Here is a 26,944-nt window from a genome sequence, read left to right as displayed (position 1 = left end):
GAGTTACCGAATATGTCTGAACAAAACATGTCCTTTTCCACCCGAGCGGTGACCCGACTCCAAGCAGGGAAGATATTGAAGTAACCAAGAGACTTGCAGAGTCCGGAAAAATAATCGGCATCGATGTGCTGGACCATCTGATCATCGGTGAAAATAAATTTGTCAGTTTAAAGGAAAAAGGGTATTTATAACACTATGTTTTTGTTTGACGTTACGCTATAATATTGGTTATGATTTTTGAGATGCCTTGCATTTTGGAGGCGGATTGTACTAGAAAAATAATAGAAAATTCCATTAAAACACCTTACTTAGGAAAATGAGCAATTTGTATCAGAAAGGGAGATACCATTTATGTTTGGAATCGGTACTAGAGACCTTGGAATAGATTTAGGAACAGCTAATACACTTGTCTATGTTAAAGGAAAAGGAATTGTTGTCAGAGAGCCGTCAGTAGTGGCATTGCAGACAGATACTAAAAATATTGTAGCCGTCGGCAATGACGCAAAAAATATGATCGGCCGTACTCCCGGCAATATTGTTGCACTGCGTCCAATGAAGGATGGCGTTATTGCGGATTATGAGACCACTGCTGTCATGATGAAATATTATATTAAACAAGCCAATAAAAATAAGGGTTTCTTCTCAGGCAAGCCGTATGTAATGGTTTGTGTACCATCAGGCATTACAGCAGTTGAGGAACGAGCTGTAGTTGATGCAACCCGCCAGGCTGGCGCCCGGGATGCTTATACCATCGAAGAGCCATTTGCCGCAGCAATCGGAGCTAATCTTCCTGTTTGGGAACCCACAGGAAGCATGGTAGTTGATATCGGTGGAGGAACTACTGAAGTAGCTATCATTTCCCTGGGCGGAATTGTTACAAGTCAATCGATCCGCATTGCCGGTGATGAAATGGATGATGCGATTATCAATTATATCCGCAAAAATTACAACCTGATGATCGGTGACCGTACAGCTGAAACAATTAAAGTGGAGGTAGGCTCTGCCGGAGATCCGGAGGGCGTCGAAAACATGGAAATTCGCGGACGCGACCTGTTGACTGGTTTGCCAAAAACAATTGAAATTACTGCTGAAGAAATCTCAAAAGCATTGAATGATACAGTATATGCGATTGTGGATGCAGTAAAAAATACTCTTGAAAAAACCCCGCCTGAACTGGCAGCAGATATTATGGACCGGGGCATTGTCCTGACTGGCGGAGGGGCGCTTCTGCGCAATCTGGACAAGGTGATCAGCGAAGAAACGAAAATGCCAGTCCTTATTGCAGAAAACCCATTGGACTGTGTCGCAATAGGTACCGGAAAAGCCCTTGACCATATCGATTTATTCAAAACAAAAGCTAAAGAATCCAGATAACAGAGTTCTGAATAAGTAAAATAATAAAGCCCATTCACTTCTCTAAAGTGTATGGGCTCAAATTTGGTTTTTTATCGCAGTCTAACGGGCAGTAAGCCCCCCACTTCAAAGCTCAGAAGAATCAAAGGAAGAAGTGGGGGTCAAACAGGCCGCAAAGGCCCGATTGGTTCAACTAACAATCAGCGGGGAAAAAGCGCTCCCCACTGATTGAAGTTTCACTTTATCGAGCATAAAATGATATCTTTGCAGATATATGTTATATTTTGTTGAGCAGTGCCTAAATGGCGCAGGCTTTCCTGAAAAAATACTATTCGAGGTGTAAAAGGATGCCACAGTTCTTTCTGAACAAACGCCTGATTATTTTGCTTGTCAGCATTATCATTCTCGTGGCATTGATTGGATTTTCTTTGAAGGATAGAGAAAATTTGACCTGGCCAGAACAATTTTTAAAAGATACTACCGGGTTTATACAAAATGCTGTTTCCAGCCCTGTGAATTATGTGGCGGGATTCTTTGAAAATGTCGAAGACTTGCAAAATACATACAAAGAAAATAAAGATCTGAAGACAAGGCTGGATGAACTTGCAAGACTTGAGTCTGAGGTTCAAAGGCTGAAAAAGGATAATACGGAACTTCGTGAGATTCTGGATAAGAAAGATTCTTTAAGTGAATTTGAGCCAAAGCAGGCAACAGTAATAGGAAGAAATCCCGACAGGTGGCATGAGTTGCTCATTATAAATAAGGGGAAAAATGCCGGGATCGAACCGAATATGGCTGTTATTACGTCAAAAGGCCTGATTGGCAAAGTAAAAAGCAGCAATACATTTACTTCAACCGTCCAGCTTCTTAGTTCAATGGATCCGACCAATCGCATCTCAGCTAAAATTCAGGCAGGCGAGAATAACTTTTTCGGTCTGATTGAAGGCTATGACAAAGAAGAAGGTCTTCTTTTGCTTAAAAGAATTCCTTATGATGCTAAGGTTGAAAAGGATCAAAACGTTATTACATCAGGTCTGGGCGGTGTTTTCCCTGAGAGCCTTCCGATTGGGAAGGTTGTAGATGTTGTTCCGGATGAATTTGGTCTGACTCAGACCGCATATGTTAAACCGGGAGCAGACTTCTATGATATTGGACATGTAATGGTCGTTAAAAGAGGTGCATTACAGCCTGAACTAATGGAAATGGTTGATGAGAAGGAGGAGGAACTGTGAGAAGATTCCTTCTTCCTCTCATACTCCTGGCCTTATTTATCGGTGAAAGCATATTTGTTCAAGTAACTCCGCATGATTTATTAGGCAGCGGAAAAATAGCAGTTCCCCATTTTCTGATGGCTGCATTGCTTTTTTTGACCATTTTTGGCTCTAAAAAGCATGGAATTCTTTACGGCCTATTATTCGGGCTGCTTTTTGATATTGTGTATGTTGAAATTATCGGCATTTACTTGTTTCTTTTTCCGGTCATTGCTTTTATTGCAACCAAACTAATGAGAATTCTTCAGACGAATATAGCGATGGCTTCCATAATTGTGATTTTGGGCATCTCTCTCCTTGAGACCGGTGTTTACCAGATGAACTTATTAATTCACCATACAGATATGGAATTTGCAGTTTTTCTTTCGTCCCGTCTCCTGCCTACTCTGATGTTGAATGCCATTTTCATTATATTAGCTGTCTACCCGTTTAAAAGACTCTCTGAAAAATTTGCAGATAGCTTAAATGAATAATTGTTTGAAGTGATATAATTTCACAATGCAGAGAAAGAAACCGGATGACTCCGGTTTCTTTTAAATGAATAATTTTCAGTAAAAAAGGGATTTAGAAGGTTTCTGTCGAATTCTACCTTTATAGGCAAATAAGGATAAGGATAATCGACATATTTTTTTATGAAATCTCCTGCGGGCTGTGTTTGAAATAAATGCCTGCTTAAAAATAGAGTGCAGCAGCACGAATGTGTTTCTTATCATTGAGGTGAACATCTTGAAATGAAAAAAAACCAAAATGTTACTATAAAAGGTACGAAAGATGGACTGACTTTGCATCTTGATGATTCATGCTCTTATGGAGAGCTGAAGAAAGAGCTTGACAGAAAGCTTTCAGAAAACTCCAGATCTGATGAAGACCGGCTTCTTTCCGTGAGGGTACAAGTCGGAAACCGTTATCTCACAAAAGAGCAGCAGGAAGAATTGAAGGAGTTAATCAGGCAAAAGAAGAACCTGATCGTTGAGTCTATAAGCTCCAATGTCATTACCAAAGAAGAAGCTGAAAAACAGAAGGAAGAAAACGAAGTTGTATCTGTTGCGAAGGTGATTCGTTCGGGGCAGGTTCTCGAAACTGCTGGAGATTTGCTTCTTATCGGAGACGTAAATCCAGGGGGCACTGTTATGGCAGGAGGAAACATCTTTATAATGGGGGCGCTAAAAGGCATAGCCCATGCCGGATGTCATGGAAACAATGAAGCTGTGGTGGTAGCTTCGCTAATGAAACCGTCCCAAATAAGAATCAGCAATTTCATTAACCGTGCTCCTGACAATGATCAGGATGAAGAAAAACGGGAAATGGAATGTGCTTATATTGATGAAAATGATCAAATTACAGTAGATAGATTACAAGTTTTGATGCATCTGAGACCTAATATAACTAGATTGCAAGGGGGAAGCTAGGATGGGAGAAGCGATTGTCATTACGTCCGGAAAAGGCGGAGTCGGAAAAACGACTACTTCCGCAAATGTAGGTACTGCTCTGGCCCTTCAGGGAAAAAGAGTGTGCCTGGTGGATACAGACATTGGCCTTCGAAATCTTGATGTGGTGATGGGGCTTGAAAACCGCATTATTTATGATCTGGTCGATGTAGTGGAAGGCAGGTGCAAAATACATCAGGCTGTGGTTAAAGACAAACGGTTTGAAGATCTGCTGTATTTGCTTCCTGCTGCTCAAACAAGTGATAAGACAGCTGTTACACCCGAACAGATGAAAAAGCTGGTGGATGAATTAAAGCAGGATTATGACTATATTGTTATAGACTGCCCTGCCGGAATAGAGCAGGGGTACAAAAATGCGGTTGCCGGTGCAGATAAAGCAATTGTTGTAACCACTCCGGAAGTTTCAGCTGTACGTGATGCCGACCGGATTATCGGCTTGCTTGAAAAAGAAGAAAATGTAGAGGCTCCTAAACTGATAATAAATAGAATTAGAAGCCATATGATGAAAAATGGCGACATGCTTGATGTTGATGAAATAACTGCACATTTGTCGATTGATCTAATCGGAATTGTAGCAGATGATGACGAAGTAATTAAGGCATCGAATCATGGTGAGCCTATAGCTTTAAATCCTAACAGCAAAGCTTCGGTTTCCTACCGTAATATCGCCCGAAGAATCCTTGGTGAAGCTGTACCCCTTCAGCCTCTTGAAGAAGAGAGTAAGGGTGTATTTTCAAAACTGAAAAAGTTTTTTGGAGTAAAATAATAAGATCTATAGAAGCAAAGCCGGGGAGCCATCTCCGGTTTATTTTTTTATTCAAGACACCACTTCAAGTCATACTCTATTTGGACAACTCATAAACTTGTACAAATAGAGTTATATAGAAATGGTGGGGATATCATGAATTCAAGAGCGGATGAAATACGTAAGAGAATTGAGCGGAGAAAAAAGGACAAAGAGAGATTCTCGAAAAAGAAAGATTCAACAGTGCTTTGGACAGAAGATGAAGAGCGGTACGGGTTTAATAAGCTGCCTTCATACGAAAGCAAGCTTGAAGAGGGAAACCACCCTTTATTTCGCAAAGAACTTTTTCTTTTCAAATTGCTTGCTTCTGCCTGTATTTTTTTATTCGCTGCCATTCTTTTTAAAAACCAGGCAGCTACTTTTGCTCCTGCAAGAGATTTTGTAAAGACAGCAATGGAGCAAGATTTTCAATTCGCCGCAGTTTCCGGATGGTATGAAGAACAATTTGGCAAACCTCTGGCCCTGCTGCCATTTTCAGATGGCAAAAGTGATGAGAAGAACGTTGAAGAAAACAGCGAATATGCATTGCCTGCTTCTGCAAAGATCCTGGAAGAATTTGATGATAATGGACAGAGAATAACTATCGAAACAGGAAAGGAAGCTTCCATTGAAGCAATGAGTGAAGGGCTTGTGCGGTTCGCTGGAAAGAAGGATGGTTTCGGAAATACGGTCATTATTCAGCATGGTGATAAAAGTGAGTCCTGGTATGGAAATTTGGCTGAAATTAATGTGAACTTATATCAATATGTCGAAAAAGGAACCGGGATTGGTACGGCGGGTGACGCCGGTGAAGCTGAAAAAGGCTCTTTTTATTTCGCGATTAAAAAAGATGATGATTTTATAGATCCGATCCAGGTGATCCCATTTGAATAAAATAACAGGATTAATTACACATATTCATATTCATCCTTTGTTATGGGCGATTATCGGACTGTCTGTTGCGACTGCTCATTTTATGGAATTATGCATGCTGCTGCTGATTATCTTTGTTCATGAAATGGGTCATGCCGCTGCTGCATCCCTTTATTCCTGGAGAATAAAAAAGATTGCCCTCCTGCCATTTGGCGGTGTAGCGGAAATGGATGAACATGGGAACCGGCCGTTGAAAGAGGAGATTATTGTCATTATAGCAGGACCGTTTCAGCATATATGGATGATGGGGGCGGCCCTGTTATTTTATGAGCTTTCCTGGCTGTCTGCTGATATTTTTCATATGTTTATTCAATTTAATTTAATGATATTAATTTTCAACCTGCTCCCTGTCTGGCCATTGGATGGGGGAAAGCTTGTTTTCTTATGGCTTTCTCTTAATCAGGCATTTCCGGAAGCGCACAGAAAAACACTTTTCATTTCGGCTGCGGGTCTAATCAGTTTCATTATAATAACTTTGCTGACATCTCCGGTTAACTTGAATATATGGGTAATCCTCGCTTTTTTGGTGTTTTCGCTATATCATGAATGGAAGCAGAGCCGGTTCGTTTTTATCCGTTTTCTCCTCGAAAGGTATTATGGGAAGCATAGCGACTTTCGGACATTGAAACCAATCGTTGTTCGGGAAGAAGAATTGGTTATTGACGTACTGGAAAGATTTCAGCGAGGATGCAAGCACCCTATCATTGTTGAAAAGGACGGGAAAGAAAAGGGTGCATTAGATGAAAATGAACTGCTGCATGCATGCTTTGCGGAAAAAGTACTGACAGCTAAAATTGGGGATTTGCTTTATGTTTACTGAAGAGCAAATCTTGATTAATAAATAATGTTTTAAAGTGAGGAAATCGTTTTGGATATGTTAGTTGTAAATTATGCATCAAGAGAGCGCCGATTTGTGCACTTAAAAGATAATAGGGTCGAAAAGCTATTTATTGACCAGCCAAAGCATCGATCATCAGTTGGGGATATTTACTTAGGCACCGTTGCAAAAGTAATGCCTGGATTGAATGCAGCTTTTGTAGAGATAGGGGAAAATCAAAGCGGATTTCTTCACCGGGACAAACTGGCATCCTATATTTGTTCTGAGGAGGATGTGCAAGTAAAGGAAAAACGGAGCATTTCTTCCTTTATCCATCAGGGAGAAAGAATACTTGTTCAAGTTGAAAAGGACGCTGCGGGTACGAAAGGACCAAGGTTGTCAGGTTTAATTGAATTTTCAGGAGAGTCACTGATCTATATGCCAAACGGCCGTTATGTTGCTGTTTCCAAGAAAATTGAGGATAGTGATGCAAGAGAAAGCTGGCGCCAATTTGGCTATCGTGCTAAAGAAGAGAATGAAGGTCTGATTTTCAGAACATCCTGCGCCAGCAGGAAAGAAAATGAACTTATAGATGAATTGGAAAAGCTCAGGCTGGAGTACAGGGCCCTTTTAAGGGAAGCGGAAACGAAAAAGAAGCCGGGAAAAGTGTATGAAGCGGATTCTTTTATTAAGGAAATTATCGAAGAGGCGAAGAAAATGGCTGACGGTGAAATCGCTGTGGACGATTTAACACTTAAAAATGTGCTCCTGAAAAGCACCGCCCTGCCAATTCGACTGTACACCGGCAAGGAAAATATCTTCTCTGCTTTTAATGCTGAAGCTGAAATTGATAAAGCTCTGAAACGAATTGTATGGCTTGAGAATGGCGCATATCTTATTTTTGATGAAACAGAAGCTTTAACAGTCATCGATGTGAATACCGGGAAGTTTGCAGGTAAACATGACCGCAGGGACACTGTGTTAAAAACCAATGAAATGGCGGCCGAAGAAGCTGCAAGACAGATCAGGCTCCGGGATATTGGCGGCATGATCTTAATCGATTTTATCGATATGAAAGAAGCATCCGACAGGAAGCATATCCTTGCCATAATGGAGAACGCGCTGAAAAAAGATGAAAGGCGTACTAATCTTGTTGGATTCTCCCCTCTTGGGATCCTTCAGATGACCCGCAAAAAAACAAGACCGGCCATTTCAGAATCACTTACTGAAAGGTGTCAAGTATGCGAGGGCACCGGAGTAGTGCTGAGTGCTGAGACCATTGCCTTCAGGCTGGAAAGAGAACTGTGGGAACATCGCGGCAATGATCATGAAGCTGTCCTGATCGAAACTACCCAAGACACAGCAGCGGTATTCTCAGGGGAAAATGACGACCATAAAAAAAGAATCGAAGACAGCATTGGCTTAAAAATTATTTTTTCTATTAAGGAAAATGGCAAGCCATTTTATGAAATCCGAAAGTTTGGCAGTGTTAATGAGCTGGGTTAGTTCAAAGCAGGCTGGGTTAAGCGACCCGCCTGCTTTTTTAGTGCAGTATTTCCCACTTCCCTAATAGGCCCAATAGCATTATAATTGTATAGGCACGCAAAAAGTTATTTTAGGTGCAAACAAAGAGAATCATATAATTCTTATTGACATGATTAATCATTATGTGATAGGATTTTCATGTTATGTTTGTAGCGCACCCGTGCTACAACCGCACAGAACAGGTACATAAGCCCGCATTCCGTGTCGGCGCCTGGGATGGCGAGTCTTAGTCTAAGAGGAGGTGCAGTTCATGTACGCGATTATCGAAACTGGCGGCAAGCAACTACGTGTAGAAGAAGGTCAAGCTATCTACATCGAAAAGCTTAACGCTGAAGCAGGCGAAACAGTTACTTTTGAAAAGGTTCTTTTCGTTGGCGGAGACAGCGTAAAAGTAGGAAGCCCTGTAGTTGAAGGTGCTACTGTTACAGCTAAAGTTGAAAAACAAGGCCGTCAAAAGAAAATCACTGTATTCAAGTACAAAGCGAAGAAAAACTATCGTAAGAAGCAAGGTCATCGTCAGCCTTACACTAAAGTTGTGATTGAAAAAATCAACGCTTAATCAGGCGATTAAGATGATTGAAGTTACGATTATTCGTAAAGACTCCGGAGATATTCATTTGTTTGAAATAAGCGGTCATGCATTTTTCGCAAACAGAGGCAAGGATATCGTCTGTGCAGGCGTATCTGCCGTTTCCATCGGTGCCATTAATGCTGTCCATGCCCTAACCGGTGTGACACCAGAGATCAGCCATGGAGAGGGATTTCTCCGCTGTGTCCTTCCTGATCTTCAGGAAGACATGAATGAGAAAGTGCAGCTTCTGCTTGAAGGCATGGTTGTTTCATTGCAGACGATTGAAGAAGACTACGGAAAGTATATAAAAATTACCTTCAAAAAGCAGGAGGTGGAATAAATGCTATTAAAATTAGATCTTCAGTTGTTCGCTTCTAAAAAGGGAGTAGGTTCTACAAAGAACGGCCGTGATTCAATCTCTAAGCGTCTTGGCGCTAAGCGTGCGGACGGACAATTCGTTACTGGCGGCTCAATCCTATACCGTCAGCGCGGTACTAAGATCTACCCAGGTGTAAACGTGGGTAAAGGCGGCGATGACACACTATTCGCGAAAGTTGACGGTGTTGTAAAATTCGAGCGTCTTGGACGTGACCGCAAGCAAGTGAGCGTATATCCTGCAGCTCAAGAGGCGTAAGCCTTTTCGAGAAAACCCTAGCCCACAAGGTTAGGGTTTTCTTTTTTTGGCAAAAAATCCGCTAATGCACTTCATATTTGATCAAATGAATTTATTGCAGCTGAAGACAGCAGCTCTTCATCGCATAAGCAATATTTTCTTATTTATCATAAATTTGCTTACTGTACCTATGTTTTTTGATATACTTACAGCAAGCACAGTCTTCTGACAGCCTAATAATCATACAGGAGTGCATATATGGAAAAAGACTGGAATATGATTGAAGTGCTGCGTCATGCCCGGCATGACTGGCTGAATAAAATACAATTAATTAAAGGCAATCTTTCCCTTAATAAGATAGACAGGGCTAAGGAAATCATAGATGAAATTGTGGTGGAAGCACAGCAGGAAGCAAGACTTTCGAATTTGAATCTTCCTGAGTTTGCTTCGCTTTTATTAACTTATAATTGGGAGAACCACTACTTTCAGCTTGAATATGAGGTGCTCGACGATCCCATTGCCGGACGGTTGGATGACTCTGTCCTTTCTGAGTGGACAGACTCTTTTTTCGCCATTTTGGACTCATCAGTAAAGCCTTACCATGATAATCATTTATCTGTATCCATCAGGCATGAAAAAGAAGGGGCTCGTTTCTTTTTTGATTTTAGCGGAATACTAACAGATATGGATCAATTGAAGAAGTTCTTTAAAAAGAAGAACGCTGACATAACAGCTGCTGTTCAGGAATTAGCTGAAGAGGAGCTTGCATTGGAATTATTTGTGCCATTCATTCGGAATGGCAGCGAGTGATATTCGCCAAAAAAAGCAATACTAAGTGTGAAACTCTGCAGGCTGGGCACTTCTTAAGTGTAAGTAGCGGATCCGGTCAGTGCCGGTAATCTGGCTGAATGCCAGTCAATCGGGACATACTGCAGACGGGAGGAATTTATATATGTTTGTTGATCAAGTCAAGGTTTATGTTAAAGGCGGGGACGGGGGCAACGGAATGGTTGCTTTCCGCCGGGAAAAATATGTGCCGAACGGAGGCCCGGCCGGAGGAGATGGCGGCAAGGGTGCCAATGTTGTTTTTGAAGTGAATGAAGGACTGCGCACGTTAATGGATTTCCGTTATCAGCGTCATTTTAAAGCTCCCCGTGGTGAGCATGGCATGTCCAAAAACCAGCATGGAAGAAATTCTAAGGACATGATTGTTAAAGTGCCGCCGGGAACAGTTGTAACAGATGCTGAATCAGGGGAAGTAATCGCGGATCTGACTGAGCACGGGCAAAGAGCTGTCATAGCACGAGGGGGCCGTGGAGGCAGGGGAAATACCCGATTTGCGACACCTGCAAATCCTGCTCCTGAATTGTCCGAACATGGCGAACCAGGCCAGGAACGGGATGTTGTGCTGGAGCTCAAGCTTTTAGCTGATGTTGGTTTAGTAGGTTTCCCGAGTGTGGGAAAATCGACTTTACTGTCAGTTGTATCATCGGCAAGACCGAAGATTGCGGAATACCACTTTACGACAATTGCTCCCAATCTGGGAATGGTTGAGACTGAAGATGGACGCAGCTTTGTCATGGCAGACTTGCCTGGATTAATTGAAGGCGCCCATTCGGGAGTAGGCCTTGGCCATCAGTTTTTGCGTCATATTGAAAGAACAAGGGTTATTGTTCATGTTATCGATATGGCTGCTGTTGAGGGCAGAGATCCTTTTGAAGACTATCTGACGATCAATAAAGAATTAAAAGAATATAACCTGCGTCTTACAGAAAGGCCGCAAATCATTGTGGCTAATAAAATGGACATGCCTGATGCAGAGGAAAATCTAAAAAAATTCAAGGAACAGCTTGATGAAGATTATCCGATTTTCCCGATATCCGCTTTAACAAGACAAGGGTTAAGAGATTTATTATTTGCCGTTGCTGATAAGGTTGAAGAAACCCCTGAATTCCCGCTGTCACATGAAGAAGAGGAAGACACAGGTGTCCACCGCGTTCTTTACAAGCATGAAGCTGAACAAACGGAATTTGTCATTACGAGAGACCCTGCAGGAGTGTTCGTTGTATCAGGCGATGCTATTGAAAAACTCTTTAAGATGACTGACTTCTCAAGAGATGAATCTGTCCGCAGGTTTGCCAGACAGCTGCGCGGCATGGGTGTCGATGATGCTCTTCGTGAAAAAGGAGCAAAAGACGGGGATACCGTTAAGCTGCTTGATTATGAATTCGAGTTTATTGACTAACCTTCTCGATTGACGGGGTGGAGAAATGAGAAAAGATAGATTCGATAAGAAATTTTATTTGGTTCGCGAAGATGTTTTGCCTGAGGCCATGAAGAAAACATTGGATGCGAAGGAAATGATCGAAAGGGGAAAAGCCGAATCGGTTTGGGATGCTGTCCAGAAAGTTGATTTGAGCAGAAGTGCCTTTTATAAATATAGAGACACTGTGTTCCCTTTCCATACTGTTGTCAAAGAACGGCTGATCACTTTATTCTTTCATTTGGAAGACAGGTCAGGGACTTTATCACATTTATTGGGCGTTGTGGCTTCATCGGGGTGCAATGTCTTAACAATTCACCAGACCATTCCCCTTCAGGGAAGGGCAAATGTCACGCTTTCCCTGAATGTAACTGAAATGGGCATCGAGATTGAGGAACTCTTGACAAGGCTTCGAAAATTGGAGTTTGTAGAAAAAGTAGAGGTGCTGGGAACGGGTGCATGAGAAAATGTGCTCTGTACCCTGCCCTTTTTTCATTTTTTATTTTGTAAATTACATACATATGTTAAAGTAATAAAGTATAGAGAAAATTTTCAGTGATTTAAAATAAGTCTGAAGAAAAAGGAGGTAATTACCGTGAAGTTAGGATTTTTAGGACCTAAAGCCACTTTTACAGATATTGCAGCCAGGAGCTTGTTCCCTAATGAGCCAGCAGTTGCCTACCCAACAATACCTGCCTGTTTTGATGCTTTAAATGAGAATGAAATAGAGCTGGCGGTAGTTCCTCTGGAAAACGCATTGGAAGGCTCAGTGAACATTACTTTGGACTATTTAATCCATGAAGTGGATTTTCCGATTATCGGCGAACTGACAGCGCCTATTCGCCAGCATTTTATGGTTCATCCAGCTCATGCTAAGGAGTGGGATAAAACCAATGCAGTTTATAGTCATTCCCATGCTATTGCACAATGTCATAAATTTCTGTATAAAGAGCTGAAAGGAATCCCTTGTGAAAGCACTACTTCCACAGCAGCGGCAGCTCAATTTGTAAAAGAAAATCCAGACATGCGGGCAGGCGCCATTGCTAATGAATTAGCTGCAGAAGTATATGGATTGGCGATCGTTAAAGAGGATATCCATGATTTTGATTATAACCATACAAAGTTCATTGTATTAGCCAATAAGGAATTGTCAATCAGCGAAGACCGAAAGGAATTTGCGGGGCATAAGACAACTGTTATGGTGACGCTGCCGGCTGACAGGTCAGGGGCTCTTCATCAGGTGCTTTCGGCATTTGCCTGGAGGAAGCTTAATTTGACTAAGATTGAATCGAGGCCGATGAAAACAGGGTTGGGAAATTATTTCTTTATTATTGACGTGGATATGAAGCAGGACGATGTTCTTATCCCCGGGGCAGCTGCTGAATTGGAAGCATTGGGATGCAACGTTAAGGTTTTGGGGAGCTATCCATATTTTCAGCTTCGGAATAAGAACAGCAGAGTTCTGCAGGAATAAACAAAAAGGATCCGGCAAATATATATCCGGGTCCTTCTTTGCTTATAGAATGTTGTTTTTGGTCTAACAATGTTGTCCGTTGATTTCCGCTCCAGGATGCTCAGCGAACCGCGGGGCGGGCGGTGAGCCTCCTCGACGCTCCGCGTCTGCGGGGTCTCACCTGTCCCGCTACTCCCGCAGGAGTCTCGCACCTTCCGCTGCAATCAACTCAGTAAATAATATACAAAAAGCAACAAACTTTTTGACAACAGCCTATATTTAAAACTACTCCAAGTTAATAAGAAATCCCGCTTCTTTTAATAATTTCTCAGCTTCATCGAGCTTTCGTTCTGAGGCTGCAGAAAGAGTATGGAGGTGAATGCCGTCTGTTAATTCTGATAAGAAAGAAGCCTTTGTGGAAGTAATTTTATCCATAAATTGCTTGACTTCCTGGCGGGTAGATACCATAACCGATGCAGTTAAGTCACCATAGACGGGATGTTCAATTCGTACATCTTTTACAGTAACTCCATGATCGACAAGCAGATTCAATTCTTCTTCAGTCCTCGCGGGGTCATGATGACAGGCAATGACCCGCTCGGCTGCTGATGCAGGAGCAGCCTGATGAAGATACATATAACCCTGGCTCGTGGCAATGATTGGCTCTTTTCTTGCTTTTAAAAGGGTAATATCCCCAACAATCACCTGTCTGCTTACATTTGTTTTTGCTGCAAGGTCGCCCCCTGTAATGGGCTGTCCGCTTTCTTTCAGCAGCTGAAGCAGAAAGGTCCTCCGCTCTTCTCCAAGCACCTTTTTCTGTTCATTCATATTTCCTCACCCTTATAATCCGATAATGTCTCATTCTAACATAAGGAACGGCAGAAGATAAAATTAGAGCGGTACGAGTTCCCGGGCCATGATAGCCAGCTTTCCCCCCAATGCCTTTGCATCTTCAGCAGATGTATTCCATCCGAAAGAAATCCTGATAAATTCTTTGCCTTTTTTATCTGCAACCCCCAGTGCCTCCATCGTTTTAGAAACAGTTTGCAGGCCTGTGCTGCATGCACTTCCTGTAGAGATGGCAAATCCGAGCCTATTGCATTCGAGCATGATATATTGTCCTTCCACCCCTTTTAGCCGAAGTCCCAATGTAGAAGGAAGCTGGTAAGAGCCTGTAAAATCGTATATTACGAATTTCTCCTGTGAGGGTTCAAGCTCCTTCAGCAGTACTTCTCGCAGCATTTGGTAATGGCTGTTATGTTTGCTTAAATTTACATAAGCTTTCTGTGCAGCCACTGTCATCCCGACAACTCCCGGAAGATTTACGGTGCCTGGCCTGAATCCCTTTTCGTGTGAAACTCCGGGTAAGAAGGAGCTCCACCGCATGCCTGGTTTTAAGTAAACCGCTCCGACCCCTTTTGGACCGTAAAATTTATGGGCAGAAAAGGATAGACTATCAGCAAAGCTGGCGACATCTTTTAAATCTGATTTGCCAAACGTATGGACACAATCACTATGCAGCAATATTTGCCATTCCCTGCAAAGCTCGCTGATCTCAAGGAGAGGCTGCAATGTGCCGATCTCAGAATTGCCATGCTGTATGGTAACTAAGACGGTATCATCCCTGATGGCTGAACTCAATTTTTTAAGGTCTATACGGCCATCTGAGCCAAAAGGAATTCTTGTAATTTCATAGCCTTTTTCAAGGTGCAATTTCTCTAAAACACTATGAATGGAGGAATGTTCAGCGATTCCCGTTATGATATGTTTTCCAGATTTTTCAGAAGCAGAAAGCAACGCAGCTATTGCAAGAAAATTGCTTTCCGTACCTCCGCTTGTAAAATAGATTCCTTCACTCTTAACGCCTAAAATTCCTGCCAATTCCCTCCTGCAATTTTCAAGGAGCCCTTCTGCTGCGCTCCCGGTATCATGAAGGCTGCGGGAATTGCCAAAGTATTCAGTTGAGGCTTTTATATAGGCGTCTGCCGCTTCCCTGTCGAGTGGACATGATGCGGCATAATCGAAATATTTAATGTACCCCACCTGCTTTCTCTTTCAAATTAAATCGTTCAAAAACTCAGAAGTTCCTCTTAAACTATGAAAACCTCTTGTCATAATTCTAAATCTGTGTAAATATATGTGTCAAGACACCTGTAAAAACAGGAGGTAAAAATAATGAATGCCGACGTTTTAATTATTGGAAGCGGGGTAGCCGCTCTGCAGTTGGCAAAGAAGCTGCGCCAGGACTTAAATGTGATTATTCTCACAAAGTCAACTGTGAAAAATGGAAACTCATATATGGCGCAGGGCGGCATTGCAGCTGCCCTGGGAAAAAATGATCACCCATCAAAGCACTACATGGATACACTCGAAGCAGGGAGGTTTCATAATGATTCTGATGCAGTGCTGTCCCTGACCAGTGAGGCGCCATCTCTGATACAAGAGCTGAATCAGGAGGGATGCCAGTTTGATATGGATTCTGATGGATCCATTGCGTTAGGAAGGGAAGGAGCTCATTCAGAAAATAGAATTGTTCATGGGGGCGGAGACAGCACAGGAAAAACAGTCATCGATTTTATGCTGTTAAAGCAAAATCCCAATGTTCGAATCTTAGAAGATATTCTTGTATTCCAATTGCTCATAAATGAAAAAGACGGCAGGTGTATAGGGCTAAAAGGAAAAGATTCTGCTGGTGCCTTTCATCGTTTTTTTTCCTCTCATGTTGTGCTCGCTACGGGGGGATGCGGCCAGCTGTATGAATATACCTCTAATGCCGATACCGTTACTGGAGATGGGATTGCCTTAGCATACAGGGCCGGTGCAGAGATAGCTGATATGGAATTCATCCAATTTCACCCCACACTTCTCTGCAAAGAAGGCAAAACACTGGGGCTGATCTCTGAAGCTGTAAGGGGAGAGGGCGGCCGTCTTATTACAGAAGACGGCCGCTCTGTAATGGAAGGTCTTCACCCACAGGGAGATTTAGCGCCTAGACATATAGTGTCACAGGCCATTTATCATTCACTGAAGAAGGGGAGGACCGTGTTTCTGGACATCTCTTCAATCGAAAACTTTAAATCCAGATTTCCAACCATAACAAAAATATGTGAAGAAAACGGCGTAGATTTAGGATCTGGGAAAATTCCAGTTTCTCCCGGAAGCCATTTCTTAATGGGAGGAATAAAAACTGATTTATTTGGCCGCACCAGCATTTCCGGACTGTATGCGATTGGTGAAGCTGCATGCACAGGTATACATGGTGCTAACCGGCTTGCAAGCAATTCCCTGCTGGAAGGGCTGTATTGCGGCAAGCGGCTTGCGGATTGGCTTAATGAACAGCCTTTTAGTGAACCTGCTGTAGAACAGCAAATTCATAATCCGGAATTAAGGCGGACATTTAAAGAAGATTTGCCTTCAGTTGAAGAAATTAAAATGAACATGATGAAAAATGCCGGGATTATTAAAACAAAGGAAGGGCTTTTCGCTCAGATGGCCTGGCTTGAAGGCTGCAAAATTGAAGAATGGATAACAGCAGATCTTGATCATTTTTCAATAGAGGAAATAACACGGGCTTTCATGCTGATTGCAGCCTATCTGATCACAGATTCTGCATTAAGGCGAACAGAGAGCCGGGGTGGTCATTTCCGGCAGGATTATCCTTTCGAAAGCCCGGAATGGCTTGGAAAAAGAATTATTCACTGCCGAAAAGCTGAAAGGAATGGTGAAAATGAACAAATTAAAGCTGCGATTGCAACTTGAACAATATTTTCTCGAAGACATTGGTGACCGTGACTTGACAAGTGAACTTATTTTTGGAGAGGGCCAGACAGGAAAAGTCATTTTCCTGGCAAAAGACAAAGGGATTTTTTGCGGTGAAGAAATAGTCAGATCAGGATTTAAGATTCTGAATCCGGCAGCTGAAGTCAATATAAAAGTAAAAGACGGAGATTGTATTGAGAAAGGTCAAATCCTTGCTGAAGCCGCAGGGCCGGTAGCGGATTTATTAAAAGGAGAAAGAGTTATTTTGAATCTGCTCCAGAGAATGAGCGGAATTGCAACAAAAACAAGTGAGGCTGTCGGGGTTCTTAACAGTTCACATACAAAAATTTGTGATACTAGAAAAACCACTCCAGGCCTGAGAATGCTTGAAAAATATGCAGTAAGGTCCGGAGGTGGATTTAATCATCGATATGGCCTCTATGATGCAGTCATGATTAAAGACAACCATATTTCTTTTGCCGGCTCAATTGCAAAAGCTGTGGAAGAAGTGCGTTCAAAAATTGGGCATATGGTAAAAGTCGAAGTCGAAACGGAAACAAAAGAACAAGTCCTGGAAGCAGTTGAAGCAGGTGCAGATGTAATTATGTTCGACAACAGGAGTCCGGAAGAGATAAAAGAGTGGATCAGAAGCGTGCCGAATGGGATAGTGACTGAAGCCTCCGGAGGAATAACCCTCGATAACCTGCAGGCTTACAGCGATACAGGAGTTGATTTCATTTCCCTCGGCTTTCTTACCCATTCTGTGAAATCTCTTGATATAAGCGTGAAGGTTATTGTGGAATAAATTGTTGACAAAGGGGTTTGGGGCAAATGAATATTTTTCAGACAGCAGAAAAACAAACAAATATCCTACCGGAAAAATATCGGATGATGACTGTAAAGGAACTGGAGGATCGGGCAAGAGAAATAAAAAATAGGTTTGGGAATAAGCTGTTCATTCCGGGTCATCATTATCAGAAGGATGAGGTCATCCAATTTGCGGACGCTACAGGTGATTCACTCAAGCTTGCACAGCTTTCACAGGAGAATACCGAGGCGGAATATATTGTATTTTGCGGAGTTCACTTTATGGCTGAAACGGCGGATATATTAACATCTTCACGTCAAAAGGTGCTTTTGCCTGATATGCGTGCAGGCTGTTCCATGGCTGATATGGCTGATATAAGTCAAACAGAAAGAGCCTGGACGAGGCTGCAGAATATGTTTGGCGATACTATGCTTCCTCTAACGTATGTAAACTCTACTGCGGCCATAAAGGCTTTTGTTGGCCGTTACGGGGGAGCGACAGTTACTTCTTCGAATGCTGAAAAAATGGTGAGCTGGGCCTTTGAGCAGAAGCCGAGAATTCTTTTTCTGCCTGACCAGCATCTTGGAAGAAATACAGCTTATAACCTGGGAATAGCTCTTGAAGAAATGGCTGTATGGAACCCTATTACAGACCAGTTGGAATATGAAGGGGAGCTTGAGGAAATAAAAGTGATTCTTTGGAAAGGCCATTGTTCTGTTCATGAAAACTTTACTATTGAAAATGTCCAGGAAGTTCGGAAGCAATATCCCGATATGAAAATCATTGTTCATCCCGAATGCAGGAGAGAAGTGGTAGAGTTATCCGATATGGCAGGGTCAACCAATTTTATAATCGATGCAATTGAACACTCAAAGCCTGGATCTTCCTGGGCAATCGGTACAGAGATGAATTTAGTTAAAAGGATTATCGCCCGGCATCAGGATAAGAAAATTATCTCACTTAACCCTCATATGTGTCCTTGCCTGACCATGAACCGAATTGATTTGCCGCACCTGGTTTGGTCTCTTGAAGCAATCGGGGAGGGTAAGAGCCAAAATCTGATTCAGGTTGAAGAGCCAACTGCGGCATATGCTAAACTGGCACTTGACAGGATGCTTGAACGTCCATAAATGTGGCACAAGGCTTTTCAGGCTGTTAAAATTGAAAAATAGCCCGCAGGGTAAAATATACTTAGCGGAAGCTATGCCTAAAAAAAAATTCTCCACTGCTGGAGGATTTTTTTATTGCCTTACTGCCCATTGCTGTGATTGGTATATGAATGAAACGATGAATCATAATTCCCGGAAAAAAAGCATATCTTTTTGTGTAGATTGTTAGCAATTTGCCCAATCCTTCATACACTATATGGACTCATCGAGATTAACGGGCACTAATCTGCACCTTCACATAAATGGATGAAATGCCCGTAAATGCTGATTAGGGCACAAGAAAGCCGCATCTGCGGCAAATTCTGTGTGACCACCCACATCATGTGGACCTAAAGCCAGCCATCACAGATGGAAGCATCACCTTAAGCATAGGAGGGAATTCAGAGTGAAAATCCATATCGTACAGAAAGGGGATACTCTTTGGAAGATTGCCAAAAAGTACGGCGTGAATTTTGAAGAGCTGAAAAAGATGAATACACAGCTCAGCAACCCTGATATGATTATGCCCGGTATGAAAATAAAAGTTCCTGCAAGTGGAGGCTCTATAAAAAAAGAAGCTCCTATTGGAGGAACACCGGCAAAAATAAATTTGGGTGCCAAAAAGGAAATGCCAAAAGCAGAACAGCCTTTTGCCAAAGAGAAACCTATTACCATGCCGAAAGCTGAAGCACCTAAAAAGGAAATGCCAAAAGTAACGGCACCGAAGGTTGAAATTCCGAAAGAGGTGCCTAAGACTGCACCAAAAGCAGAGGCCCCGAAGGAAGTTCCAAAAAAACCTTATAAGCCCAAAATGCCAACACCTATTATGCCGGAAATTGATATAAATATATTATTACATGATGAATATTCAGCAGCCGGCACAGCAGCAAAAGCCGCTGCCGGCAAAAGAGGTTAAACCGCAGCAGCAGAAACCTCTGCCTGCTAAAGAGGTTAAAGCAAAGGAAAAACCAGTGAAGCCTGCAGAAACAAAACCACAGCAAAAACCATTGCCAATTTCCGAATCTAAGCCGCAGCCCCAGCTCCCGCCTAAACCAGTTAATATCCTTCCGCAGGTAAAGCCGTCTTCAAATCAAGAAAGCCCTGAATCGCCGGAAAGCGAATCATCTCTTTATACACATCAAGGAGGTCAATATCAGCCGATGTTTCCTTATAATCCATGTTACCCTCAAATGCCATTCCCTCAAGTGCAGGGAGCAATGATGCCGCAGATGCCGCACCAGATGCCACAGGTGCAGGGAGCAATGATGCCGCAGATGCCGCACCAGATGCCACAGGTGCAGGGAGCAATGATGCCGCAGATGCCGCACCAGATGCCACAGGTGCAGGGAGCGATGATGCCGCAGATGCCGCACCAAATGCCACCGGGTGTGATGGGAGCAGAAGACATGGGAATGCAAATGCCGCATCAGATGCCGCAGGTGCAGGGAGCAACGATGCCTGAGCATCAAATGCCTCATATGGGTATGATGGCCGGAGTGGAAAGTCCGGATTATGATGAATCTTCTCCGTTTATGCCAATGGCTCAAATGCCATCGGATGTGATGGGGGCAGAAGATATGGGACAGCAGATGCCACATCAGGTACAGGGAGCAATGATGCCGCAGATGCCGCACCAGATGCCACAGGTACAGGGAGCAATGATGCCGCAGATGCCGCACCAGATGCCACATCAGGTACAGGGAGCGATGATGCCGCAGATGCCGCACCAGATGCCGCAGGTACAGGGAGCAATGATGCCGCAGATGCCGCACCAGATGCCGCAGGTACAGGGAGCGATGATGCCGCAGATGCCGCACCAGATGCCACATCAGGTACAGGGAGCGATGATGCCGCAGATGCCGCACCAGATGCCGCAGGTACAGGGAGCAATGATGCCGCACCAGATGCCGCAGGTACAGGGAGCAATGATGCCGCAGATGCCGCACCAAATGCCATCGGGTGTAATGGGAGCAGAAGACATGGGAATGCAAATGCCGCATCAGATGCCGCAGGTGCAGGGAATGGAAGAATCCCCAGGCATGTCTCAAAAGCCATTGATGCCTGGATCGGTGATGGGAGCTTCCAATGATTGCGGCTGTGGAGGACCGCAATTTGCTCCTGGAGGATACGGACCAGGATATGGCCCAGGACAGGGGTATGGTCCAGGGTTCGGCTATGGTCCGGGACCAGGTTTTGGTCAGGGTTTTGGCCCAATGGGCGGAGCGCCTTTCGGAATGCCAAGAAACATAGACGAAAGCAGTGAATACGACGGTTAATAATGGAGGAGACGATTTAGTTCAAAATCGTCTCCTCTCCTATTTGCAGGATCAGCTGCCATTTAAAATTGAAGAATTAAAGCAAGTCCGAAAGAAGGTTTATTTACTGAGGACACAGGAAAGGTCCTTTATATTAAAAGGGTTCTCATCCTACCACCGTCTAAAGCTTCAGGAAGCATTCACCTCTTCATTAATGAAGGAAGGATTTTCAAAAACATATATTTTTTACGAAGTTGCCAAGGAACCGCCTTTGTTTTTTGACAGGACTTATTACGGCTGTATGGAGTATTTACCGCCTTCGAAAGAAGTTTTTACTTATTACCTGAAGACAGATCGGTTAGAAGGGCTGGAGCTGCTGAAGAAATTCCACGATACTACAGAGAAGCTGGTCAGCCGTTATCAAAGGGTTGTGCCAGCATATAGGCAGGCGGACAAGTGGAGAGAAAGAGCAACCCTTTTCCTTAATAATCTCCCTGTAGTAAGATATTTTGTCCAAAAAGAAATTATTAATGAGTTATTAGCCTGGGCAGATTGGTCCTTAAAAGGCATTGAAGACGAAGCCTGGCTTTTTCAATCGGGGAAGCAGGTTATTCTGCACGGTGATGTAGCGCATCATAATTTTCTCAGAGCAAAAGATCAATCTTTATACCTGCTTGATTTTGATCTGGTAGCAATAGGGGCTCCTCATTCCGATTATCTGCAGTATGCAAATCGCATCCTTCCTTTTATGAATTGGTCCTTTGAAGATTTGAGAAAATATCCAATCTTAAAATCCAATCTTGAAGAAAAGGGCTTTCTTTATGCATTGGCATTTCCAACTGATATTTTCAGGGAATGGAATCGTGTAATAAGGGATAGATCGTATCTTGATTCTGTAAAAATTCGCCCTGTTTTGGATTTAACTGTAGGCCAGTTTGCTGAAAGACAGCGTTTTATTAAAGCACTTAAATATGCTGCCAATGAGAAAAACAAATAATGCTAATAAAAAAATTGGACGTAAATGGACTGAATGAAAGCCTCTTTTCGCTCACAAGCTAACTAAGAGCAGAAATGCTCATGCTTGTAATATTAGCGAGGGGGGTTTTTCGCTTGCACAAGAAACTGCTTGCAGTGCCGATGGCTGCCATCTTATCAATGGGATTGACAGCATGCGGAACGAATGAAGATGCAACTGGTGAACGGAACAATGAAATGGGTCAGCCCATGGGCTATTACTCCAATGAAAATCACGGAAACCGCGGTGGAAATGTCCGGGTGGAAGATGGTACCGATAATGATGGGCCACTGACAGAAATGATGGATCATACGCTTGGAGGCGAGGGGAAAAATACCCGCTATAACCAAGTTGACAATAATGCCGGGAGAGTCCGGAACGAAAATACCGGAAACCCTACTATTCCTATTGCAGACAGAGATCGCGGCTTTTTCAGGAAAGATAATCGTTTTAGCCATAGCGATGCAAATTATCATGGCCATCTCGATGACAATACACGACAAGCCAAAAATTCTTATTATCAGGCTTATGAAGGTGAGCTTGCTGAAAAAATCGGCGATGTTGCAGCATCTGTTCCAAATGTTGAAGACGTCAGGTCGGTTACCTATGGCAGCAATGTTTTGATTGCTGTAGATCTGACTGATTACGATAAGGAAGAACAGACGAAAGAAGCGATTCATGAAGCTGTGGAGCCATATCTGCGGGGAAGATCTGCAAAGGTGGTAACAGACGAAGGAACATTCAGCCGTTTAAGAAACATTGATAATAATCTTCGTGATGGAGGCCCAAGAGAGCAAATTGACTGGGATTTAAAAAACTTATTCCGCAGGGAAAAATAACGAATTAGCATTAGGGGTAAAGCAGCTGAGCTTTGCCCCTTTTTTACATATAAAATTATTTCAGGATAAACATGAAAATATTGGCCACACTAATCATAAAGATCTGGGAAAAACAGGCTCAGGCAGATAGTGAAGAAGTTACTATTTAATCGAGGTGATCGATCATGAGAACCATATGGGGCTTACTAATAGCAGGAGCTGCTTCCTTTTATCTCTTCTTCCATACGGACACATTCAATTTTTTATCCAACAGCACATCGCTATATGCTATGGCAGCAGAGGAACAAATTGAAGGCCCGCTTAAGATGGAGGTCATTTTGGAAAGGGAGTATCTGGATGGGGAAGTGAGCCAGGAAACGATAGAGGAAACCATATGGACTCTTGAAGATTTCTGGGCTAAATATGATCAATGGCAGCTTGTTGATATGGATATAGATTATATAGTGTTCCGCCGGAAAATGGATGATATATCGCCATTATTAAAAGCAAATGGGTACTTTGGGATAACTGAGGACGGCACTTTAACCATTTTTAATGGCAGACCGCAAAAAACAAATATCATTCAGTCTTTCTTTCAAATCGATTTAGGAAAATTAGAAAGCACAAAATGTGAAGAATTAAAAAAAGGAATACCTATTGTTTCAAAAGATCGATATGTGGAAGTTCTGGAAACCTTTAAAAGCTATACTGCCGGTGAAAAGCAGGCGAATTGAAGAAGCAGTGAAACATGCAAGGGAATGAACTCCCCTTGCATGTTTCTGTTTTTAAAAACAGTGAGATATTTTTATTTTAAACGTTGAAAACTGTCTGGCTCCTGCCCCTTCCTCCTCAAGGTATCAAGGATGAACAAGGCGCTTTTTGTTTTCTTAAAAAGATAAGAAAGTATAAAATTTTGAACGTCGATAACTGTCTAGCGCAAGCAGCCTACCCCCTCGAGGTCACAAGCTTGTCTTGTTTCGGCTCTTAGGGACTCGGGATCATAAGCCGTTTCCTTCTAGAAGGAAATGCGCCTTCTACAGGAACCGTTTTATGCCTGAGGCCCGCAGGATGCGGGTCATGCAGACGTTGCCACAGGACGTGGCGCTTTTAGTCTGCGTTCCTTCGTGGGCAAGGCGCTTGCGCTTTTCTTATAAACAGCATCCAATCATTGTAATGTTACTTATTTTTTGATAGCTTATACTTATGTAACATTAGTTGCAGGAGGGAATCTTGTGGAATATGTTGATCCTATTAAGGACATCAAAAGCATAAATAAAATTAAAGAGATATTAAGGCAGCAGTCACAGCGCGATCTATTACTTTTTGTATTAGGTATTAATACGGGCATAAGAGTCAGTGATTTGCTATCTCTGAAAATCAGTGATGTTTGGGATGGGAAGGAGATCAAAGAGTTTATTTATTTAAACAATATCAATAGCGATGAAAATAAAGCATTTTACCTAAATAACAGCGTGAAAAAAGAACTGAAAAAGTATTTTACTCAGCATGATTTCTCTGAATGTGATTATCTCTTCAAATCGAAAAAGAATAACCAGCCAATTACCCGCCAGCAAGCCTATCGGATCATTAATAATGCTGCAAAGGAAGCTGGAATTCCAGGGAAGATCGGTACGCATACACTTCGAAAAACATTTGGCTATCATGCATATAGAAAAGGGATTGCCATTTCAATCATTATGTCCATCTATAACCATCATTCTTCCGCTGAAACTTTGCGTTATCTCGGTATTGAAAGAGGCGGGAAGCAATTGATAAAAGTTGATGTTAATCTATAGGATGAGTTTAAAGCATTGGCTGTAATAGTTCATAAGGATTTTCGTCAACAGGCAATGTATCTATTCCCAGCCTGTTCAGCATTTTATTCTTCGTGCCAAAATAGTTTATGGTACAATGAGGTACAGTTGAATCAGAGGAGAGAAAGGCATTGTTTGAATTTGTAAGAGGCAGGCTGGATTTTATTGGACCTGAATATGTAGTTGTCGAAAACAATGGAATTGGATACCAGATATTAACGCCTAATCCATTTAGTTATACACCGGAGTTTGGGCAGGAAGTCAGGATATTCACGTATCATTATGTACGGGAAGATATCATGGCTTTGTATGGTTTTCAGACTCGTGAGGAGAAGACCCTGTTTACCAGGCTGCTCAATGTTACCGGCATTGGGCCGAAGGGAGCTCTTGCGATTCTTGCTTCAGGTGAACCGGAACAGGTGGTGCAGGCGATTGAAAATGAAGATGAAGCATTCCTCGTTAAGTTTCCTGGAGTCGGAAAGAAAACAGCCAGACAAATGATTCTTGATCTGAAAGGGAAGCTTCCGGATATTGTACCCGACTTTTTCCCTAATCTGTTTTCAGCGGATAAACTTCAGGCTGAAAGCGGGCCAGCGGGAGACTTGGAGGAAGCCTTGCTTGCATTAAAAGCGCTGGGCTATTCAGATAAGGAACTTAAAAAGATTACGCCGGAACTGAAGAAGGAAAAGCTTACAACGGACCAATACATAAAGAAGGCACTGCAAATGCTTTTAAAACTATAATTTGTCGCAGTCTAACGGGCAGTAAGACCCCCGCTTAAAGACTCAGAGGAATCAAACGAGGATAAGTGGGGGTCAAACTGCCCGTAAAGGCCCGATTGGTGAGATACAGTGAAACTTGCCGACGCGCAGGCAGAGGCTTAGTTGAACCAATCGGGTTCGTAGTGTCGATTGATTGAAGCGCTAGCGGAGATCTTAGGTACACTAGAACGCGACTAACAATCAGTGGGGGATAAGAAACCCCCCACTGATTGAAGTTTCACTTTATTGGAAAAGGCCGTTTCGTTTTATGCTGAATTAAGAAGGTGATTAAGTATGGAAGAGCGGATAATATCCGGTGAAGCTGATCTTCAGGATCTTTCATTTGAACAGAGTCTGCGCCCGCAGACATTAAAGCAGTATATTGGTCAGGATAAAGTAAAGGAGAACCTCGGGATCTTTATCAAAGCCGCCAGAATACGCGAGGAGACCTTGGATCATGTCCTTCTATATGGGCCGCCGGGTTTGGGAAAAACCACTCTGGCTGCTATTATTGCCAATGAAATGGGCGTAAATATAAGAACCACTGCAGGCCCTGCAATTGAAAGGCCAGGTGATTTGGCGGCGATCCTGACTGCATTGGAACCGGGTGACGTCCTGTTTATTGATGAAATTCATCGCTTGCCGCGGTCTATAGAAGAAGTCCTTTATCCTGCAATGGAAGACTTCTGTCTGGATATTGTTATCGGAAAAGGGCCAAGTGCCAGATCAGTAAGGCTGGATTTGCCGCCTTTTACACTTGTTGGCGCGACTACAAGGGCAGGATCGTTATCGGCTCCGTTAAGAGACCGTTTTGGCGTGCTCAGCAGGCTTGAATATTACTCAGAAGAGCAGCTGACGGATATTGTTGTCCGTACAGCTGAGGTGCTAGATACAAGCATAGATCAAAAAGCAGCCATTGAAGTGGCCAGAAGGTCAAGAGGCACGCCTAGAATTGCAAACAGGCTCCTCCGGAGAGTCAGGGATTTTGCGCAGGTCAAAGCAGATGGCCAAATTGATGAAACACTGGCCAGGGAAGCCCTGGAGCTTTTGCAGGTTGACCGTTTAGGCCTTGATCATATTGACCATAAATTATTAAGAGGGATAATAGAAAAATTCCGCGGCGGACCTGTTGGCCTTGAAACCATTGCAGCGACCATAGGGGAAGAATCGCATACGATTGAAGATGTTTATGAACCCTATTTATTGCAGATTGGGTTTCTTCAGCGGACACCAAGAGGAAGAATAGTAACAGACCTGGTGTACCGCCATTTTCAAATGGAGGTGCCTGCTGATTGAGCGGCATATCAAAGTGGCTGATGGTCATTGGTGCGATCATTTTTGCCGCAGGATTTATAAGCCAGTTTATTAATATTGGCAAGCTGCCAGGGGATATAGTGATCAGGAAAGGCAATACGACTTTTTATTTTCCAGTCGTTACGTCGATTTTGCTGAGCATTATCCTATCTGCCATCTTTTATTTTATTGGCAGGTTCCGGTAGTCTATCTATATGAATA

28 protein-coding genes, 2 pseudogenes and 1 other annotated feature are annotated in these 26,944 nt (G+C 42.9%); of the genes and pseudogenes, 28 read left to right on the top strand and 2 right to left on the bottom strand.

Annotation, left to right across the window (positions count from 1 at the left end; translation table 11 throughout):
• Positions 1-38: 38 nt before the first annotated feature.
• The 16 genes and pseudogenes from PBF_RS25535 to pheA form a co-directional block, all read left to right on the top strand.
• Positions 39-191 (top strand): annotated as a pseudogene (locus PBF_RS25535) (JAB domain-containing protein); the annotation flags it as partial.
• 160 nt (positions 192-351) lie between these two features.
• Entirely contained in the window at positions 352-1,374 is a 1,023-nt protein-coding gene (locus PBF_RS17200) for a rod shape-determining protein (protein ID WP_035331317.1), read from the top strand.
• A 326-nt stretch (positions 1,375-1,700) separates the two neighbouring features.
• Complete coding sequence (gene mreC / locus PBF_RS17195) at positions 1,701-2,585, top strand: rod shape-determining protein MreC (RefSeq protein WP_035331316.1); 885 nt, start codon at positions 1,701-1,703, stop codon at positions 2,583-2,585.
• Positions 2,582-3,097 (top strand): rod shape-determining protein MreD, encoded by a 516-nt coding sequence (gene mreD, locus PBF_RS17190; RefSeq protein ID WP_035331315.1) that lies wholly within the window; start codon positions 2,582-2,584, stop codon positions 3,095-3,097. Before mreC ends, mreD begins: the two co-directional genes overlap by 4 nt.
• Positions 3,098-3,355: 258 nt before the next feature.
• Positions 3,356-4,033 carry a septum site-determining protein MinC gene (minC, locus tag PBF_RS17185; protein WP_035331314.1) on the top strand — a complete coding sequence of 226 codons (678 nt, stop codon included), beginning with the start codon at positions 3,356-3,358 and terminating at the stop codon, positions 4,031-4,033.
• A gap of 1 nt (position 4,034) precedes the next feature.
• Complete coding sequence (minD, locus tag PBF_RS17180) at positions 4,035-4,838, top strand: septum site-determining protein MinD (RefSeq protein WP_035331313.1); 804 nt, start codon at positions 4,035-4,037, stop codon at positions 4,836-4,838.
• Positions 4,839-4,973: 135 nt separating this feature from the next.
• Positions 4,974-5,750: a M23 family metallopeptidase gene (locus tag PBF_RS17175; RefSeq protein WP_035331312.1), complete on the top strand. Its 777-nt coding sequence runs from the start codon at positions 4,974-4,976 to the stop codon at positions 5,748-5,750.
• Positions 5,743-6,609: a M50 family metallopeptidase gene (locus PBF_RS17170; RefSeq protein WP_035331311.1), complete on the top strand. Its 867-nt coding sequence runs from the start codon at positions 5,743-5,745 to the stop codon at positions 6,607-6,609. The genes PBF_RS17175 and PBF_RS17170 overlap by 8 nt, the downstream gene beginning before the upstream one ends.
• A 54-nt stretch (positions 6,610-6,663) precedes the next feature.
• Positions 6,664-8,112 (top strand): Rne/Rng family ribonuclease, encoded by a 1,449-nt coding sequence (locus tag PBF_RS17165; protein WP_051488940.1) that lies wholly within the window; start codon positions 6,664-6,666, stop codon positions 8,110-8,112.
• Positions 8,113-8,308: 196 nt separating this feature from the next.
• Positions 8,309-8,388: a sequence feature (ribosomal protein L21 leader region), on the top strand.
• A 13-nt stretch (positions 8,389-8,401) separates the two neighbouring features.
• On the top strand, positions 8,402-8,710 hold the full coding sequence (gene rplU, locus PBF_RS17160) for a 50S ribosomal protein L21 (RefSeq protein ID WP_035331309.1): 309 nt from the start codon (positions 8,402-8,404) through the stop codon (positions 8,708-8,710).
• 13 nt (positions 8,711-8,723) lie between these two features.
• Positions 8,724-9,062 (top strand): ribosomal-processing cysteine protease Prp, encoded by a 339-nt coding sequence (locus PBF_RS17155; RefSeq protein WP_035331308.1) that lies wholly within the window; start codon positions 8,724-8,726, stop codon positions 9,060-9,062.
• The gene (rpmA, locus tag PBF_RS17150; RefSeq protein WP_009333115.1) at positions 9,063-9,356 is read left to right on the top strand and encodes a 50S ribosomal protein L27; all 294 of its coding nucleotides are present in this window, start codon (positions 9,063-9,065) and stop codon (positions 9,354-9,356) included.
• Between the two features lie 237 nt (positions 9,357-9,593).
• Complete coding sequence (locus tag PBF_RS17145; RefSeq protein WP_035331306.1) at positions 9,594-10,145, top strand: sporulation initiation phosphotransferase B; 552 nt, start codon at positions 9,594-9,596, stop codon at positions 10,143-10,145.
• A 142-nt stretch (positions 10,146-10,287) separates the two neighbouring features.
• Positions 10,288-11,580 carry a GTPase ObgE gene (obgE, locus tag PBF_RS17140; RefSeq protein WP_035331304.1) on the top strand — a complete coding sequence of 431 codons (1,293 nt, stop codon included), beginning with the start codon at positions 10,288-10,290 and terminating at the stop codon, positions 11,578-11,580.
• 25 nt (positions 11,581-11,605) lie between these two features.
• On the top strand, positions 11,606-12,061 hold the full coding sequence (locus PBF_RS17135) for an ACT domain-containing protein (protein ID WP_035331302.1): 456 nt from the start codon (positions 11,606-11,608) through the stop codon (positions 12,059-12,061).
• A gap of 132 nt (positions 12,062-12,193) precedes the next feature.
• Positions 12,194-13,072 carry a prephenate dehydratase gene (pheA, locus tag PBF_RS17130; RefSeq protein WP_035331300.1) on the top strand — a complete coding sequence of 293 codons (879 nt, stop codon included), beginning with the start codon at positions 12,194-12,196 and terminating at the stop codon, positions 13,070-13,072.
• 264 nt (positions 13,073-13,336) lie between these two features.
• Here the strand turns inward: pheA and PBF_RS17125 are convergent, their stop codons facing one another.
• Together PBF_RS17125 and PBF_RS17120 are read right to left on the bottom strand one after the other, a co-directional pair.
• Positions 13,337-13,879, bottom strand: coding sequence for a transcription repressor NadR (locus PBF_RS17125; RefSeq protein WP_035331298.1), 543 nt, complete (start codon positions 13,877-13,879; stop codon positions 13,337-13,339).
• A 63-nt stretch (positions 13,880-13,942) separates the two neighbouring features.
• Positions 13,943-15,094, bottom strand: coding sequence for an IscS subfamily cysteine desulfurase (locus tag PBF_RS17120; RefSeq protein ID WP_235192283.1), 1,152 nt, complete (start codon positions 15,092-15,094; stop codon positions 13,943-13,945).
• A gap of 132 nt (positions 15,095-15,226) precedes the next feature.
• On the opposite strand from PBF_RS17120, the gene nadB reads away from it, so the two are divergent.
• The 12 genes and pseudogenes from nadB (at position 15,227) to PBF_RS17060 (ending at position 26,928) form a co-directional block, all read left to right on the top strand.
• Complete coding sequence (gene nadB / locus PBF_RS17115) at positions 15,227-16,810, top strand: L-aspartate oxidase (RefSeq protein WP_035331296.1); 1,584 nt, start codon at positions 15,227-15,229, stop codon at positions 16,808-16,810.
• Positions 16,779-17,615: a carboxylating nicotinate-nucleotide diphosphorylase gene (gene nadC / locus PBF_RS17110; RefSeq protein WP_035331294.1), complete on the top strand. Its 837-nt coding sequence runs from the start codon at positions 16,779-16,781 to the stop codon at positions 17,613-17,615. Before nadB ends, nadC begins: the two co-directional genes overlap by 32 nt.
• 26 nt (positions 17,616-17,641) lie before the next feature.
• Positions 17,642-18,748, top strand: a complete 1,107-nt coding sequence (gene nadA, locus PBF_RS17105; protein WP_035331292.1) for a quinolinate synthase NadA — start codon at positions 17,642-17,644, stop codon at positions 18,746-18,748.
• Positions 18,749-19,172: 424 nt separating this feature from the next.
• Positions 19,173-19,320: pseudogene (gene safA, locus PBF_RS27220) on the top strand (SafA/ExsA family spore coat assembly protein); the annotation flags it as partial.
• Positions 19,321-19,623: 303 nt separating this feature from the next.
• Entirely contained in the window at positions 19,624-21,042 is a 1,419-nt protein-coding gene (locus PBF_RS26190) for a hypothetical protein (RefSeq protein ID WP_160169267.1), read from the top strand.
• Complete coding sequence (locus tag PBF_RS17090; protein WP_035331288.1) at positions 21,026-22,018, top strand: phosphotransferase; 993 nt, start codon at positions 21,026-21,028, stop codon at positions 22,016-22,018. The genes PBF_RS26190 and PBF_RS17090 overlap by 17 nt, the downstream gene beginning before the upstream one ends.
• Positions 22,019-22,131: 113 nt before the next feature.
• The gene (locus PBF_RS17085) at positions 22,132-22,875 is read left to right on the top strand and encodes a YhcN/YlaJ family sporulation lipoprotein (RefSeq protein ID WP_035331286.1); all 744 of its coding nucleotides are present in this window, start codon (positions 22,132-22,134) and stop codon (positions 22,873-22,875) included.
• 164 nt (positions 22,876-23,039) lie between these two features.
• On the top strand, positions 23,040-23,588 hold the full coding sequence (locus PBF_RS17080; protein ID WP_035331284.1) for an intercompartmental signaling factor BofC: 549 nt from the start codon (positions 23,040-23,042) through the stop codon (positions 23,586-23,588).
• 498 nt (positions 23,589-24,086) lie between these two features.
• A complete protein-coding gene (locus tag PBF_RS17075; RefSeq protein WP_035331282.1) occupies positions 24,087-24,650 on the top strand; it encodes a tyrosine-type recombinase/integrase in 564 nt (187 codons plus the stop codon).
• Between the two features lie 149 nt (positions 24,651-24,799).
• The gene (gene ruvA, locus PBF_RS17070) at positions 24,800-25,411 is read left to right on the top strand and encodes a Holliday junction branch migration protein RuvA (protein ID WP_035331280.1); all 612 of its coding nucleotides are present in this window, start codon (positions 24,800-24,802) and stop codon (positions 25,409-25,411) included.
• 312 nt (positions 25,412-25,723) lie between these two features.
• On the top strand, positions 25,724-26,725 hold the full coding sequence (gene ruvB, locus PBF_RS17065) for a Holliday junction branch migration DNA helicase RuvB (RefSeq protein ID WP_035331278.1): 1,002 nt from the start codon (positions 25,724-25,726) through the stop codon (positions 26,723-26,725).
• Entirely contained in the window at positions 26,722-26,928 is a 207-nt protein-coding gene (locus PBF_RS17060) for a DUF2905 domain-containing protein (protein WP_035331276.1), read from the top strand. The genes ruvB and PBF_RS17060 overlap by 4 nt, the downstream gene beginning before the upstream one ends.
• Positions 26,929-26,944: the final 16 nt, after the last annotated feature.

Origin of the sequence: Cytobacillus firmus DS1 (assembly GCF_000565285.1) — a bacterium.
GTDB classification, from domain to species: Bacteria; Bacillota; Bacilli; order Bacillales; family Cytobacillaceae; genus Cytobacillus; species Cytobacillus firmus_A.
The sequence above is the reverse complement of the archived record's forward strand: the minus strand, read 5'-3'. Positions and strand labels throughout refer to the sequence as shown.